General features: G+C 59.3%; 10 protein-coding genes, 1 tRNA gene and 1 pseudogene. 6 read left to right on the forward strand and 6 right to left on the reverse strand.

Annotated elements, in window-relative coordinates:
* Positions 1-100 precede the first annotated feature (100 nt).
* Positions 101-472: a hypothetical protein gene (locus tag AD928_RS07010; RefSeq protein WP_156470135.1), complete on the forward strand. Its 372-nt coding sequence runs from the start codon at positions 101-103 to the stop codon at positions 470-472.
* 126 nt (positions 473-598) lie between these two features.
* On the opposite strand, the gene AD928_RS07015 is transcribed toward AD928_RS07010, so the two are convergent.
* Positions 599-674, reverse strand: a tRNA-Thr gene (locus tag AD928_RS07015).
* A gap of 172 nt (positions 675-846) precedes the next feature.
* On the opposite strand from AD928_RS07015, the gene AD928_RS07020 reads away from it, so the two are divergent.
* The 3 genes from AD928_RS07020 to AD928_RS07030 are packed head-to-tail and all read left to right on the forward strand — an operon-like array spanning position 847 to position 4,739.
* Positions 847-2,328: a paraquat-inducible protein A gene (locus AD928_RS07020; RefSeq protein WP_062249401.1), complete on the forward strand. Its 1,482-nt coding sequence runs from the start codon at positions 847-849 to the stop codon at positions 2,326-2,328.
* The gene (locus tag AD928_RS07025) at positions 2,325-4,028 is read left to right on the forward strand and encodes a PqiB family protein (protein ID WP_197459237.1); all 1,704 of its coding nucleotides are present in this window, start codon (positions 2,325-2,327) and stop codon (positions 4,026-4,028) included. The genes AD928_RS07020 and AD928_RS07025 overlap by 4 nt, the downstream gene beginning before the upstream one ends.
* A gap of 3 nt (positions 4,029-4,031) precedes the next feature.
* The gene (locus tag AD928_RS07030) at positions 4,032-4,739 is read left to right on the forward strand and encodes a PqiC family protein (protein WP_062249403.1); all 708 of its coding nucleotides are present in this window, start codon (positions 4,032-4,034) and stop codon (positions 4,737-4,739) included.
* Between the two features lie 81 nt (positions 4,740-4,820).
* Here the strand turns inward: AD928_RS07030 and purF are convergent, their stop codons facing one another.
* The 5 genes from purF to metH all read right to left on the reverse strand — a co-directional run bounded on the left by purF (position 4,821) and on the right by metH (position 12,665).
* Positions 4,821-6,299 carry an amidophosphoribosyltransferase gene (gene purF, locus AD928_RS07035; RefSeq protein ID WP_062249405.1) on the reverse strand — a complete coding sequence of 493 codons (1,479 nt, stop codon included), beginning with the start codon at positions 6,297-6,299 and terminating at the stop codon, positions 4,821-4,823.
* A 46-nt stretch (positions 6,300-6,345) separates the two neighbouring features.
* The gene (locus AD928_RS07040) at positions 6,346-6,870 is read right to left on the reverse strand and encodes a CvpA family protein (protein ID WP_062249407.1); all 525 of its coding nucleotides are present in this window, start codon (positions 6,868-6,870) and stop codon (positions 6,346-6,348) included.
* Between the two features lie 15 nt (positions 6,871-6,885).
* Positions 6,886-7,290, reverse strand: a complete 405-nt coding sequence (locus tag AD928_RS14765) for a hypothetical protein (RefSeq protein ID WP_082779797.1) — start codon at positions 7,288-7,290, stop codon at positions 6,886-6,888.
* 32 nt (positions 7,291-7,322) lie between these two features.
* Positions 7,323-9,071 carry a Na/Pi cotransporter family protein gene (locus AD928_RS07050; RefSeq protein ID WP_052403636.1) on the reverse strand — a complete coding sequence of 583 codons (1,749 nt, stop codon included), beginning with the start codon at positions 9,069-9,071 and terminating at the stop codon, positions 7,323-7,325.
* 87 nt (positions 9,072-9,158) lie between these two features.
* Complete coding sequence (gene metH, locus AD928_RS07055) at positions 9,159-12,665, reverse strand: methionine synthase (RefSeq protein ID WP_062249448.1); 3,507 nt, start codon at positions 12,663-12,665, stop codon at positions 9,159-9,161.
* A 738-nt stretch (positions 12,666-13,403) separates the two neighbouring features.
* Between metH and AD928_RS14465 the strand changes: the two are divergent.
* Together AD928_RS14465 and AD928_RS07080 are read left to right on the forward strand one after the other, a co-directional pair.
* A pseudogene (locus tag AD928_RS14465) lies at positions 13,404-14,937 on the forward strand (peptidase domain-containing ABC transporter); the annotation flags it as partial.
* On the forward strand, positions 14,897-16,345 hold the full coding sequence (locus AD928_RS07080) for a glycosyltransferase (RefSeq protein WP_082779798.1): 1,449 nt from the start codon (positions 14,897-14,899) through the stop codon (positions 16,343-16,345). The pseudogene AD928_RS14465 and the gene AD928_RS07080, both read left to right, overlap by 41 nt.
* Positions 16,346-16,364 lie beyond the last annotated feature (19 nt).

Consider the following 16,364-nt stretch of genomic DNA (forward strand, 5'->3'; position numbering starts at 1 on the left):
CATCCGTGAATTTCCAAAAGGGCTCTCAACGTATTGGATCTGGTGCTTTTTTATCGGGGCGTTTTCTGTGTTCATCAGGGCAGAGGGACCTGATACCAGAATGAAAAGGTCAGTCGCCTTTTTGGGGGCCGTGCCCATTATTGGCAGCGGGGTGTTGATATGGTCGGAAACCATCCAGCACTCCACAAAAGTTTCCGAGTACGAATATTACCTTAAAAATCGTATCGAAGCGACGGGCGCAGCCACTGTGTATGCGTGCGGGGATAACCAGACTGTTCCTGCTTTGAAAGACAGATCCTATCGCGCATTGCGGTTAGCGATGTGGAAACAGTATGAGATTAACGTGCAGCCGGGACCAGATGCAGTTTGTGAGGCAGTAGCGTCCTTACCTTGGACGGACATTCAACTGATGCCGGACCATACCGCCGTTGTGCGGTTTCCGGCTGGAAAACTGGATACGACGTCGCCTTAAAGCGTAGTTTTTTGACGCTGACGCTGACGCTGACAGTGTGACGTGCGCAACGCAGCCGCTTTACTTTCCTGCGCAACGTTGCACAGGGCACTTAGGACTGTAAATTTTGAAAGGGAAAACCGAAAGTGGTGCCCGCTGGAGGATTCGAACCACCGGCCCCATCATTACGAATGACGTGCTCTACCAACTGAGCTAAGCGGGCATACTCACTTTCGAGGGGCTGAGTATCATAGCACTTCAGGAAACGCAACGGGGGAAGATGCGGAAATCAGAAGATATTTTGCACGCTGGCATGGTCCGTGCCACCCCCGCATGGCTGCAATCTTATGACATGACTATTACGCTCAGGATTTTTTCGTTCTAAGATCACTCTTATGAGCGTGTCGCAATTTACCGCCCTGATGCGTGAAGCCGTGATGCCTGTTCAGGATACATCGGTGGATAACACCCGGCACGTTCAGGTTCTTGAAGGTGTTATGGAGTGTCCGTGTTGCGGGCTTGTCCAGAAACTCCCCGAGCTAAAGCCCGGGACGCAGGCGCGTTGCCCGCGCTGTAACCAGTCGCTCGACCGGCGGAACAAGACTGCGCCGATTGCAACACCTCTGGCGTTCTGCATCACCTCGGCGGCCCTGTATGTGGCCATGCTGTTTTCCACCCTCATGATGCTCGATCTGTATGGGCGGCAGCGCACGGTGGATATTCTAACGGGGCCGATTGAACTCCTGCATGAAGGCTGGGGTGAAGTGGGTGTGCTGGTGGCTATTGCGACCATTCTGGCCCCCGGTATCGTCATTGCCATGATGGGCATGATCCTGACCGCGGCCCTCCGCCCCAGCCTGCCCGCCTGGGTGCCGCATCTGATGAAGTGGTATGAGGCGCTGCGCCCCTGGTCCATGGTGGAAGTGTATATTCTGGGCGTGTTTGTGGCCTACACCAAGCTGGTGGATCTGGCGTTTGTGGAGGTAGGAGCCGCCGTTTATCTGGTGGCCGGGCTGATGGTCTCCATGGCTGCGACAGACGCCACGCTGGATACGGAAATTATCTGGCGGCACCGCAAGATTGATTCTTTCATGCGCCCCATGCGTGGCCCCCGCGTGCCCCTTACTTTTGTGGCTGTGGGCGAGGATGATCCGCTGCTGCCTTCTGCCAACCGTGTCTCCTGCCTGTCCTGCGGGCTGGTGCTGGAGTTTGATCACCCGGTCCGCCCCACGGAGCCCTCCGGCTATTGCCCGCGTTGTGGGCACGTGGTGCGGCATCGCAAGGCTAACAGCATGAGCCGCACCGTGGCTCTGCTGGTTTCGGCTATTGTATTTTATCTGCCGGCCAATATTTACCCGGTTATGACCGTGATCCGCATGGGGGCCGGGACTGGCCATACCATTGTGGAAGGCGCAATAGAGCTGTGGGTGGATGGGATGATCCCGCTTTCCCTGCTTGTCATCTTTGCCAGTGTGACGGTGCCGGTGCTTAAGGTAATTGGCCTGTCTTACATGGTAGAGACCACGCGGCGGAAGTCGCACAGGCATCTGCCGTTCAGGTCCAAAGTGTATCGTATTATTGATATTATTGGCCGGTGGTCGATGATTGACGTATTTATGGTCTCTATTCTTGTCGCAATGGTGCGTTTCAACCATATGGCAAGTATTACAGCCAACGGTGGTATGGTGTGTTTTGCCGCTGTTGTGGTGCTGACAATTTTTGCGGTCCACACATTTGACCCGCGTCTGATGTGGGATGCCGCAGGTAAAAATGGTGATGCGGCTTATGCCCGCACCGCTGGCAGGGGTCGGCGGCGTGGTCACACGGCCGTGCAGGCCAGTGCGTATCAGGATAACATGGAGCCGGACAGGGCGTGAACGGACAGAATCATTATCAGTCACCCGACGAAAATGACAGCACAATGCCAGATGCTGTCGTGCGTCGTATCCGGTTTTCCATCATCTGGATTATTCCCGTCCTCTCAGTGCTGATTGCGGGTTTTCTGATCTGGAAGAGCTTTGCCAATAACGGGCCGGAAATCACCGTGGTGTTTGACACCGCCGATGGCCTGACAAGTGGCCAGACGCAGGTGAAGAACAAGGCCGTGGTGCTGGGCACGGTGGAAGGCATTTCTCTGACGGATGACCTGCGGCATGTGAACGTGCGCATTCGCATGAATGCCGGGTCCGGCCCCATGCTGACGGATAAAGCCCGCTTCTGGGTGGTGCGTCCGCGCATTAACGGCGCCAGCATCACCGGGCTCGAAACCCTGATGTCCGGCGCATATATTGCGTTTGACCCCGGTCTGGAAGGGAGTGACCCGACCACAGCCCAGCGCAAGACTGAATTCCGTGGTCTGGAAGCCCCTCCGGGTGTCCGGTCTGACCAGCCGGGACGGACTTATACCCTTATTACGCCCACCATCGGTTCTATCGGGCAGGGCGCGCCCGTCTTCTTCCGAGATGTGGATGTGGGGGAAGTGCTGGGTTACACCATGCCGCCGGGCGGTCGCGGGCCGATCCTCATCCAGCTTTTTGTGCGGGAGCCGTATGACCATTACCTGTATCCGGATACCCGGTTCTGGAACGTCTCCGGCGTGCAGGTTGGGTTTGGGGCCGGTGGGCTGAAGGTGCAGATGCAGTCTCTGCAGGCCCTGTTCTCCGGTGGCGTGGCCTTTGGCCTGCCGCGGGATAAGGACAGAACGCCGCACGATGAAGCCCCGGCGGATACCGTCTTCAAACTGTATGACAGTCAGGCAGACGCCGAGAGCGCTGGCTATCACGAGCGCGTGCCGCTGGCGACGTATGTGACGTCTTCCGTCAAGGGTCTGGCTCCGGGCAGTCAGGTCACCATGTTCGGGATTCAGATTGGCAGCGTGACCAGCGTGAAGCTGGATCTGGACCAGAAAGCCGGGCATCCGCGCGTGCGCATTGGCATGCAGATCCAGCCGGAGCGCGTGCTGGCTGCAAATGAAATTCGCCACGGTGCGCTGACAGACATGTTCAAGACGCTGGTGGCTAACGGTCTGCGCGCCTCGACCGACAGCGCCAGTCTGCTGACGGGCGAGACCATGATCTCGCTGAACTTTGTGAAGAACCCGCCGCCCGCCACCACAACTATGGAAGGGCCGACGCTGGTTATCCCCAGTCAGGCGGGGGGCATGAGCGGGATTATGGATTCCCTCTCAACCGTCGCAGCCCGTCTGGCCGATATGCCGTTTGAACAGATTGGGGTGAACGCCAACAACCTGCTGGCCAATGCGGACAAGACGTTGACCAGCCCGGATGTGAAGCAGTCGCTCTCCAGCCTGAAAGAGTCTCTGAAGAATCTTCAGGTCATGAGCACCCAGCTGCGGAGTGGGATGGGTCCGCTGATGCAACGTCTGCCGGAAATGACCAACCAGCTTGATCAGACCCTGCAGAATGCCAACCATCTGCTGGCGGGCTATGGCGGGAACAGTGATTTCCATCGCAATCTTCAGGCCATGGTCATCCAGCTTGGGCAGGCCGCGCGGTCTCTGCGGTTCCTGTCTGAATTCCTGACCAACCACCCCACTGCGCTGATATCGGGACGGTAAAGCATGACGCACTCTTCTTCCTCACGCCGCCTTCAGGCTCCTCTCCCCCGTCGTAGCCTGCTGCTGGGGGCTGCCGGACTGGGTGTGATGGCAACGACGCTCACGGCCTGCTCCAGCGGGGCGGGGCCGACGCTCTACACGCTCTCTGTCGTGCCGGGGCAGCCTGCGCCGGGTGGTCCGCGCTTTGTGGAGGTGCGTCAGCCCACCATTGCTTCCGGGCTGGATCGGGACCGTATTGTCACGGCAGACACCGGCTACAAGCTGACGGTTGCTGCCAATGATGCATGGGGTGACTCGCTGGCCGGGCAGATTAGCCGCGCCCTTGCGGGGGATCTGGCACAGCGCCTGCCGGGCACCAGCGTGTTTGCGGAAAATGATGCGGTCTCCACTGAGCCACAGGCCTATGTGGAGCTCTCTGTAACGCGGTTCTCTACCGGTCCGTCCGGTGCGGTGCAGATTGAGGCGGCGCTGTCCGTCAAGGCCGCGCAGGCGGGTGCCCCGGATACCAGCGGGCAGTTCTATATGCAGCGGGTGTTGGTGCAGGCGCCTGCGGTCTCCTCCGGCACGATGGCGATGGTGCAGGCCCTTAGTCAGCTTCTTGGCCAGCTGGCCGATCAGGCCGCAGCGCAACTGCGGATGATGCCGCCGGTGCCGGACGCCCAGATGACGGACGCCGGGGCTTCCGGTTCTGCGTCTCATCATCGGAAATAAAAACTGGGTCTTTTCCGCAAACTCCGGACAATAAAAAAGGCGGCCCCATTCCGGGCCGCCTTTTTTGGTCTCAGTTCAGCCTCAGGCTGAATCGGGGCCGAATTCCCGATCATGGTCGATCAGGGGAATGGGGTAGTCCCCGGTAAAGCAGGCATCACAATAGCGCTCACGGTAGGCACCGTGGCTTTCATGGCCCATGGCGCGGTAGAGACCTTCCAGCGAGATAAAGGCCAGACTATCCACACCAATCAGTTCCGCCATGGTGGCAAGGTCGTGCTGGGCGGCCAGCAGGTGGCTGCGCTCAGGCGTGTCGATGCCATAGAAGCAGGAATGCTTGGTGGGCGGGGAGGAGATGCGCATATGCACTTCCTTGGCCCCGGCAGCACGCACCATGTCCACAATCTTGCGGGAGGTCGTGCCACGAACAATGGAGTCGTCCACCAGAATCACCCGTTTGCCATCCAGCGCCGGGCGGTTGGTGGAGTGCTTCATCTTCACGCCCAGATTACGGATCTGGTCCGTGGGTTCAATGAAGGTACGGCCCACATAATGGTTGCGGATAATGCCCAGCTCGAACGGAATGCCGCTGGCTTCTGCATACCCCATGGCAGACGGCACGCCGGAGTCCGGCACCGGCACCACCACATCGGCGTCCACACCGCTTTCCTGCGCCAGTTCCTTACCGATCTGCTTACGCACGGCATAAACGGGCAGGCCTTCCAGCACGGAGTCCGGACGGGCGAAGTAGATATATTCAAACACGCAGAAATGCGGCTTGGTATCGCCAAACGGGCGCAGAGAGCGGATGCCGTTATCGTCGATAATGACCAGCTCGCCCGCTTCCACATCACGCACAAACTCAGCGCCGATAATGTCGAGGCCACAGGTTTCAGACGCCAGAACCCAGCTGCCTTCCTTGCCGTCTTCACCCGGCAGGCGGCCCAGCACCAGCGGACGCACACCCATGGGGTCACGCACGCCCATGAGGGCATCCTGAGAGAGCACCACCAGAGAATAGGCACCCGTTACGCGCTTGAGCGCGTCAATCAGGCGGTCTTCCACAGTCGCGTAGAGGGAGATGGCAATCAGGTGGACAAACACTTCCGTGTCCATGGTGGACTGGAAGAGGCAGCCGCGGCGGATGAGTTCCTGACGCAGGGAATCAGAATTGGTCAGGTTACCGTTATGGGCCACGGCCAGCCCGCCAAAGGCGAACTCGGCAAACAGCGGCTGCACGTTGCGCAGCAGCGTCGCGCCCGTCGTGGCGTAACGGTTATGGCCAATGGCGCGGTCCCCTTTCAGGGTCGCCATCACGCGCGGGTCATTAAACACATCGCCAACCAGTCCCAGTCCGCGGTGGGAATGGAAGCGGCCATCGTAGGAGACAATGCCGGCGGCTTCCTGCCCCCGGTGTTGGAGGGCGTGCAGGCCAAGGGCTGTCAGGGCGGCAGCATCTTTGGCGTTCCAGATACCAAAGACGGCGCATTCTTCATGCGGATGGTCGTCATCATGGCAGGAGGCACCCGCAGGTGCTTCAGGAAGTGTCGGGTGGGAGAGCATCGGTGCGCAGGGCCTCCGCAAGTAGCCGGCATAGGGCCGCAAGAGATCACAAGGTGGCGTCATGACCCGTGGAGAGATTCGGTGCAACCCCTTTCGCACTGAAAACCGGCAGGAATGGTTGGATATAGGCTGCGCCGAGACGAATATAAGGGGTCAGTCTCCCATTTGCTTCAAGGCTGGCCATATCTTCGGGCATCATGAACCACTGGGCGGCCATAAAAAGCAGCACAACAAGTAACCCGCCACGTATGACCCCAAAGCCACACCCCAGCGTGCGGTCCAGACCGCCCAGCGCCGTCAGATGCACCAGCCGGACGACAAAGGCAGAGAACAGGGTTGCGGCAATCAGCAGCCCAAGGAGCAGGATGACGAACGCGGCGACATGGGCGGCCAGAGGGTTGGACAGGTACGGGGTCGTCCACGGAATCAGCACTGGATAAAAACGGCAGGCCAGCAGAATGGCCAGAATCCAGCCGCCAAGGCCCAGCGCCTGCCGCGTAAAGCCGCGCCACAGACCATGCAGGGCGGAAACCCCCACAATTACAAGAGAAAGAATGTCGATGGCGGCCATGGGGGCAAACGTCTCTCAGGGGAGCTTGCTGGTGGAAATCCGCCAGGGGCGGACAGCTTTGCCGTTCAGTTTCTTGCGGTGCGGCGGTTGATTGAGGCGCAGGAAGAGGTCGCCCACCTCAATCCGGCGGAGCAGTTCGGTCCACACATCAGTGGGGTCAACCCCTTCTTCCGTCCAGATGGCTTCCAGACTGCGCATGAAGGCAGCACTTTCCCGGATAATATCAGAGTGGTTTTCGGCAATAAAAGCTGCCGTGCAGGCCGTGGCATGCTGCCCCATCGTCTGACCGAGCCGCTTGATGACAGTCCGGTCCTCTGACGCGGGGGCGGTCTCTGCGGTAGCCGCACGGGGTCCTGCCGGGGCAGACGGTTGCCCGGACGCAAGGGTGGGACGAGCTTTAGGATCGGACACGTGCGGCATTCTGTAATGATGGGCGGGACAGGGGAGGCTGGTCAACCGTCCTGCGGGGGATTGGGTGAGGCGTGGTCTGGCAAAGCCGCCTGTGTTGCTGGCTGCTCGGCCGGCCCTTGCACAAACAGCTCATCCTCGCCCGGTGTCATGGGGTAGGTGGAGGCCGCGACAATATGTGTGTTCACGCGCCGCAGGTCGCGCAGCAGGGTGAGCTGATACGTCACTTCTTCATCCTGTAGCGAGATGTCATGGCTCTCTGTGGGGGAGGAGGCGTCAGAGGTCTGTTTGCGCAGGCGCTCGAAATAGGCGGTGGTGGCTTCAATTTCCAGAGTGCGGAAAAAGTCCTTCTGCCCGTTTAGCGGATTAGGCATGCCACGCTCTGTGCCCAGCAGCACGGTGGCGCAGACATTCAGGTTGGTGGTCAGCTGGGTTGCCATAGTCAGCACCGGGGCCAGCAGGTCCTGCGAAAGGTGCAGGCGCTGGCGGGCCATTTTCTGCACCATGGGCACAAGGCTGCGCTCCACAATATCCTCAGCGTGCAGGAGCTGGGTTGTAAACGCCAGAATATCCTCAGCCCGATCCATTTCCCGCTGGTTGGCGGTCTCCGGGTCCAGTCCGGCCAGATAGGAGCGGATGGCGTTGCCCAGATCTTCCATGGCGTTACCCAGCGGGCGGGCGGCTCCGGCGCGGGCCGGGTCGGACGAGGTCAGGCCATCCCGCATGGCATGGAGCATGGAGGCCAGCAGGTCACACAGCCGCATGGCCTCCCGCGTGGCGCTGCCCACGGCAAGCTGAGGCGCTTTATCCAGCAGCAGCCGGTCCAGATAGAGCGGGGTGCCGGGCGTTTGCTGGGCTGTCTGCGGTGGGGTGGGGATCAGCCGCATCATCAGGCGGGCGTAGCTGTTGAGCAGCGGGATCATCAGCAGAGCCAGCAGGATGTTGAACAGCGTATGGAAATCCGCCACCTGACGGGCAGCATCCGGTTCTATCCGGGCGACGATCGCACTCAGCCAGGGCAGGCCAGGCAACAGCAGGCCAGCCCCCACCACGCGCACCAGCAGGTTGCCCATGGAAATGCGGCGGGCGGTCAGATCTGTCCGGCTGCCTTCTACCACGGGGTTGATGGACGTGCCGATATTGGCCCCCAGCACCAGTGCCAGTGCAGTTTCCACCGGAATGGTGCCGCTGGTGGCAAAGGTGGTGATAAGCATGACCGTGGCCACGGAGGAGTGGCTGATCCATGTAATCACTGCGCCCAGCAGCACGGCCGCCAGATCGTGCGAGCTCATGGCGCCGAGCACGGCTGTCAGTTCCGGCCTGTGTGTATAGGGGCCAAGCAGCACGAGGAACTGCCGCAGGGAGATGAGGATCAGCCCCAGACCGATGAAGACGCGCCCGGAATCCCGCCATGTGCCTTGCCCGCGTCGGAACAGCATGACGCCGGTCAGCACAAAAACAGGAGCAATCGCGGCGACATCAAAAGAGAGCAGCTGAACAATCAGCGTAGTGCCGACATTGGCTCCCAGCATGACAGCCAGTGCCGGGGCCAGTTCCAGCTGCCCACGGGCGGCCAGACCGGTAATCATCAACCCGGTTGCGGTGGAAGACTGGAGGACAGCGGTAATGCCAAGGCCGGTCAGGAAAGCCTGAAACCGGTTGCCCAGCATACGGGAGAGCAGGCTGTTCAGCCGTGCGCCACAGGCCCGCTGCACACCGGTCTGCACCATATGCACGCCCCACAGCAGCAGGGCGACGCTTCCGGCAAGATCAACAAGTGTCAGCAGTTCCAAGGTGGCAGTTCCCTTCTGGTGCAGAGGTCAGGACCGGGGTGCCCGGTTTACCCCTGACCAGAGAGGGGTGACAGACCCGGGCAGGTCTCAGATAGTGAAGTATTTCGCATGTTTGTTAAGGATAACAAGAGCGGAGGTGGATTGTTCCGGGTGGAGCTGATCCCCATCCGTAAGCGACACTCCAATCCGCTCTGCATCCAGTAACTTCAGGATCGGGTGCTGGTCTTCCAGCCGGGGGCAGGCCGGATAGCCGAAGGAATAGCGAGACCCGCGATAGCCCTGCTGGAGTAGCGTATCCATGTCCCGCGCATCATCCGCTGCAAAACCCAGTTCCGAGCGAATGCGCTTGTGGGTGTATTCCGCCATGGCTTCCGCCATCTCGACCGAGAGGCCGTGCAGGTAGAGATAATCCTGATAGCGGTTTTCTTCAAACCAGTCGCGCGCAATGTCGGACGCCTTCTGGCCTACCGTGACCACCTGCAAGCCGACGACATCACGCTCAGCGTCGTTGATATCGCGCACGAAGTCGGCGATGCACTCACCATCTTCACGCGGCTGGCGGGGCAGGGTGAAGCGGGCGGCTTCCGTCGTGCCATCTTCTTCAAACAGCACGAGGTCATTCCCGTCACCGGCGGCTTTCCAGTATCCATAGGAGGCCTGCGGGGACAGGATGTTTTCCTTGGCGGAAAGGTCCAGCATCCGGCGCAGAATGGGGCGCAGGTCCTGTTTGGCCCATTTCAGGAACTCATCCAGCGAGCGGCCCTGTTTCCGGAAGCCCCACTGGAACTGATACAGCGCGCGCTCATTCAGGAACGGCAGAATGGCTTCCGGCGTGGCGGTCAGCACGCGCGGGCCCCAGAAAGGCGGGGTCAGCCGGGGTTCATCCGCCGTTATCCGTTCGCGCCGGGCGCGGGCGGCTGCGGGGTCGATGGGCGTAAAGCCGCGTGTTTCTGCCTGCTCCGGCGCACGGGCGTTACGGCGCGTAGCCTTGCCCTCGCGCTTTTTGCCGACAGCGGCCAGATAATCGTCAAAGCCTTTCTGCGCGATCTGATCCATGAGGGTCAGGCCGTCAAACGCATCGCGCGCATAGGCCACGCGCCCGGTGGGAGCGTAGGCGGCTACGCAGTCTTCTTCCACGTAATTGCGGGTCAGGGCCGCACCGCCCAGCAACACCGGTACATCCAGCCCGGCGCGGGAAATCTCTTCCAGATTTTCGCGCATGATGACGGTGGATTTCACCAGCAGGCCGGACATGCCAATGGCATCGGCCTTTTCCGTGCGGGCGGCTTCAATCATGTCCGCTACCGGCACCTTGATGCCGAGATTAATCACGCGATAGCCGTTGTTGGTCAGGATGATATCAACCAGATTTTTGCCGATGTCATGCACGTCCCCTTTGACGGTGGCGAGCACCATGGTGCCGCGATGCTGGCCTTCGGTGCGCTCCATGTGGGGCTCCAGATGGGCCACGGCGGCTTTCATGGTCTCAGCCGATTGCAGCACGAACGGGAGCTGCATTTTGCCGGAGCCAAACAGCTCGCCCACCACCTTCATGCCATCCAGCAGAACGGTGTTGATGATTTCGAGCGGCGGCATTTTGGCCATCGCTTCATCAAGATCGATTTCCAGCCCCTTGCGGTCCCCGTCTACAATGCGGTCGCGCAGGCGTTCTTCCACGGTTTCTGCGCGTTTGCGCTTAACGGCTTCAGACGCTTTACGGTCGGCAAACAGGGCCAGCAGCTTTTGCAGCGGGTCATAATCTTCCGTCCGGCGGTCAAAGATCAGGTCTTCCGCAACCTTCACTTCTTCCGGGGCAATCATGTGCAGCGGGCGGATTTTGGATACATGCACAATGGCGGCGGTCATGCCAGCCTTTACAGCATGGTCGAGATAGACCGAGTTCAGCACCGCACGGGCCGCCGGGTTCAGCCCGAAGGAGATGTTGGACAGACCCAGCACAATCTGAATATCCGGGAAGGCCTCGCGGATCATGCGGATGCCTTCCAGCGTCCACTGGCCCAGCTTGCGGTCATCTTCAGCACCCGTGGCGATGGTGAAGGTCAGCGGGTCAATCATCAGGTCCGACTGCGGCAGACCGTATTTCTCGCAGGCAAACTCAACCAGACGCGTGGCAATGCGCAGCTTGTCTTCCGGACGGCGGGCCATGCCGACTTCATCAATCGTCAGCGCCACGACGGCCGCGCCAAACTTGCGGGCCAGACGCATGCGGTCCGTGGCCGGGCCTTCGCCATCTTCAAAGTTGATGGAGTTGATGATGGGCTTGCCGCCATGCAGCTTCAGGGCTGCTTCAATCACCGGGGTTTCGGTGGAATCAATCACCAGCGGTGCGTTGACGGAGGAGGTGAAGCGTTTGATGACTTCATCCATCTCTGCCCGCTCGTTCCGGCCGACAAAGGCGGTGCAGATGTCCAGCGCGTTGGAGCCTTCCTTGGCCTGCTCACGGCCGAGGGCCACGCAGCCATCCCAGTCATGGGCTTCCTGCAGTTCGCGCCATTTTTTGGAGCCGTTGGCGTTGCAGCGTTCGCCAATAGAGAAATAGGCGTTTTCCTGCCGCAGCGGCACCTGAGAATACAGGCTGGCAACAGACGGAACCCACACGGATTTTTTGGGCACAGGGGCCGGGCGATGCTGGCCGGTGCCTTCCGCACGGCGACGCAGCATGGCGTCGAGCGCTGCAATATGCGGGGTGGAAGTGCCACAGCAGCCGCCCACCATGTTCAGCCCATCTTCCACAATAAAGCGCTCGACCCATGTGGCCATGTCTTCAGGGGAGAGGGGGTAGCGGGTCTGTCCGTCCACCAGTTCCGGCAGGCCCGCGTTGGGCTGCACGGAAATCAGGCGCGGCCAGTTTTCAGACAGCCAGCGAACATGCTCCGCCATTTCCTGCGGGCCGGTAGCGCAGTTCAGGCCCATCAGGTCCACATCAAGGCTGTGGATGACGGTGGCCGCAGCAGCAATATCCGGGCCGACCAGCAGCGTGCCGGTGGTCTCGACCGTCACCTGCACAAAAATTGGCGTGGTTGTGCCCATTTCCGCGCGGGCGATTTTCATGCCGTTGACGGCTGCCTTGATCTGCAACGTGTCCTGACAAGTTTCAATCAGGATGGCGTCCACGCCGCCTTCAATCAGCCCGCGTCCCTGCTCGGCAAGAGCGGCTTCCAGCGTGTCATAATCCACATTGCCCAGAGACGGCAGCTTGGTGCCCGGCCCGACGGAGCCCACCACATAGCGGGTGCGGCCATCGGCAAAGCTTTCCGCAGCTTCCCGCGCCAGAATGGCGGAGTTGCGGTTGATCTCACGTGTCTTGTCAGCCAGATCAAATTCGCTCAGAGTGATCGGAGAGCCACCAAACGTGTTGGTTTCCACCATGTCTGCCCCGGCTTCATAATAGCCACGGTGGATTTCCCGGATCAGTTCAGGGCGCGAGAGTGTCAGGATTTCCGTGCAGTTTTCCTGCCCCCAGTAATCCCGTTTCAGATCCAGATCGAGCATCTGGATGCGTGAACCCATCCCTCCGTCACACAGCAGGACCTGATTGCGCAGAGCATCGAGAAGCGGAAGACGAGAAGACATGGCACCCATAAATCACAAAAAACGGGAAGAAGAGCCTCGGTCGGACGCCGGTCCGGAGGGTAGAGTGTTATTCCAGAGAGCGGCATCTGTGTCTACCAGTCCTCTGCTCTGGAAAGGGCCGGAGGACCGGCGCATACGGTTGCAACTCGTGTCCGTGGAGGACGTGGAGGGACAGGCACAGTCCGGCAGTCTGGCGGTCTTTCTTGGTGTTCAGCCCTCCACAGCGCAGCAGGCCGGATGGGGTGCTGTGCGGACATGGAGCCTGCCGACCCACGGTGCAGACCATGGGGGCAGCTGTGCCTGCTGTCAGGGAGGCGGGCAGCTGGGACGCTTTCTGATCAGCCTGATTCAGGAGCGGGCGCGCGGGAAATGTGTTTTTTTTCAGACGCTTTGCCTGATTTGTCTCCCGCAGGACAGGGCGGGTTTGATGCAGGCGCTCCAGTCTGACCCCTTGGTTTTTTCTCTTTATGGGCTGGAGGCAGTTTCCAGCCGTTTTTCCTGTCTTTGTTGAAAAAATAACACAGGATGGCGGGATGAAGACCGAGAAACACTTTGAGGTCGTCCCCACACCCTGTCATAAGGGCTTTTGTCCGGGAGCTGGCGATCTAAGGCGTTCGGACCGCGTATTAAGGTTTTGCCAAAAGGGTTGTTCGTGAACCAGACTGATCATGTGCCTGATGTTTCTGGCCCTTCTTCTGAACCAGGCCATGAGAGTGCCTCCCGCCTGAGCCCAGCTATCATTCGCCTCCGATCGTTCTGATGTTTCGTGATGGCTCAGCGGCCGTCGTGGGGGGCGCTGAGCTCGATAAAGGTATCGTCTGGCTGCGTACTCTGCTGAAAGATGACGCTCAGTATTCTGCAGATTTTCCCGTCCCTCATTGTCATGCAGGTCATTGACCGGGTGGTGAGTTACAAGTCCATGTCCACGCTGATTTCGATCAGTGGAATTATTGTCGTTTTTTCAGTCTATGAGGCGCTCCTGTCCTACGCGCGGCGGGAACTCTCCATGGTGCTGACAACCCGTGTTGATTCCCGTATTTCCCTACATGTTTTCAGCCGTCTGGTTTCTTTGCCACTGGAGTATTTTGAACGTCAGCAGGCGGGTAATATCCTTGGTCGCGTAATGGCTATTTATAAAGTCCGCGATTTTCTGACCGGCAAACTTATGTCGACCTTTCTGGATCTGTTTACGCTCGTCGCCATCCTGCCGTTCTTGTTCTATCTTAGCTCGACCCTCGCGTGGATGACAGTTGCTGCCGCTGGCTGTATTGGCCTGACCGTCATGATCTTCATGGGGCCAGTTGCGCATGGCATGGGGGTGCAGATGCAGGCCGAGCGTGAGCGCGGGGCGATTTTATATGAGACGGTTGCTGGAATCCGGACCTTGAAGACGCTGGCGCTGGAAAATATGCGTAAGCAGGTCCGGGGTGAAGCAACTGCTCTTGTGATTCGCTGGAAACTGGTGGTCAGGAGGATGTCTAACTGGTCACAAACTCTGGTGATGCCTCTCGATCTGTTTATTAACGGCGGTATTATTCTGATCGGGGCCTATCTGGTGCTGGTTAGTCCATTGGCTGTCGATGGCCTCGTAGCGTTCATGATGCTGGGGGTGCAGCGCCACCGGTTGGTTTTGCAAAGCTTCTGGACGATTTTAATGAAGTGACGACGTCTTTGAGTGAAGCTGCTTCTGTGCTGAATTAGCCGACAGAAACCAAGGCATTAACAACCGGTATGAGACCTCAGATCAAAGGGACTCTGTCGTTTGGGATGGATTTCATCTATCCGGGTTCGACTTCCAAAGCTCTGAATGGTGTGAATTGTGAGGTACCTGCGGGGAACATGCTTGAACTGGTTGGGCAAAGTGGTTCCGGGAAGTCCACCATCGCCCGACTGCTTCAGAGGGTTATTTGATCGTACACCGGCTACTTGAAGCTGGACAGGATTGACCTGCGGGAAATTAACCTCACGCATCTGTGGCGTTCTTGCGGTGTGGTTCTGCAAGATAATTTCCTGTTCCATGGTAACATTCGTGACAATATTACGGCGGGCCGCCCCGGTTATACGATTGATGACGTCGGGCGTGCTGCTGTTTGGCTATGCCAAAGAATTCATTGAAGGTATGCCCGCTGGCTATGAGACCCTCATTGAAGAAGGACCTGCTAATACTTCTGGTGGTCACCGTCTGGCGATTGCGCGTGACGTGATTACTGATCCCAAGTTGATGATTCTGGATGCCCCGTCATGCCACGGAGCAGACCCATCCGGGCGCGCGGGAATTCGACCTGGGGCTGGTGCGGGCCGATGCTGTGGCAAAAGCGGCCACCACGCTCAAAACGCTTGGGTTTGAGCCGGATATCATCATCGGCCATCATGGCTGGGGTGAACTCCTGAATATTCAGGACGTGTTCCCCGGCGTGCCGGTGCTGGGCTATTTTGAATTCTACTATCATACAGGGCCGGGCTTCGATATCGGGTTTGACCCGGAATTTCCCGTAAATCCTGCCATGATGCCGCTGGTGCGGGCTAAAAACGCCATCAACCTGCAGGCGCTGACGTCACCCGGTTACGGGCAAACCCCCACGGAATTCCAGAAGGGGGCTTACCCGGACTGGGCGCAGCACAAAATTACTGTGCTGCGGGAAGGGGTGGATCTGGACCTGTGCTGCCCGGACCCCACGGCGCATCGCCGGAAATTCAGCATCAAGGACGTGCATGTTTCTCCTAAAGAGAAGCTGATTACTTATGTCTCGCGGGATCTGGAGCCGTATCGCGGCTTCCATGTCTTCATGCGGGCCTTGCCGCGCATCCTTAAGGAACAGCCTGATGCCCGCGTGATCATGGTCGGGGGGGATGGCGTTAGCTATGGCGCACGCCTGCCGTCTGGCACATGGCGGGAGAAGATGCTGGCAGAACTGGCCGGGCAGCTTGATCTTTCGCGTGTCCATTTTGTGGGCAAGGTTGCCTATGAGGACTTTCTGCGGTTGCTCCAGCGGTCTGATACGCATGTCTATCTGACCTATCCGTTCGTCGCCTCCTGGTCTCTGCGTGAAGCCATGGCGGCCGGGTGCGCCATTGTGGGCAGCTCTACAGCACCGGTTGAAGAATTTCTTGAAGATGGCGTGACGGGGCGTCTGGTGCCGTTTACAGAGCCGGACCGAATTGCTGAGGGTGTTCTGGAACTGCTGAACGATACCCGCACGGCGAAAAAGATGCGGCAGGCGGCACGGGCTGAGGCCGAGCAGACGCTGTGCATGAAAGTCTATCTGGCACAGTATGAAGCGCTGATCGCCGAGCTGATTGCGGCACATAAACCTGCCTCTGTGCAGCAGGATGCGGCTGTTCAGAGTAAACCGCCCCGCAAAGCCAAAGCTGCCTCCCGCACGGCAAGCAGTAAGGCCAAAGTAGCCGCCGCTAAGGTGGTGGAGTCTGCACCGGTTAAAAAGGCTGGTCGGTCTGCGGTAAAAGCACGGCAGTCTGAGGCCCGCAAAGCGGCTTCCACAAAAGACGCTGATGCGAAAAAGTCAGTTCCTGCACAGGCCAAGGTGAGCCGTGTCAGTAAGCGTTCCGCTGAGCGTGTCAGCCCAACAGAAACGCGTGCACCAAAGGCCGCTAAAGTAGCTCCTGCCCGTGCAGTGCGAACGGGCGGTCGCAAGAAAAAGGCGGATCTGGTTTCGTCCTGATCCGCCGCGTTCCCCCTCA

The sequence above is a fragment of the Acetobacter cerevisiae genome (assembly GCF_001580535.1).
GTDB lineage: Bacteria > Pseudomonadota > Alphaproteobacteria > Acetobacterales > Acetobacteraceae > Acetobacter > Acetobacter cerevisiae.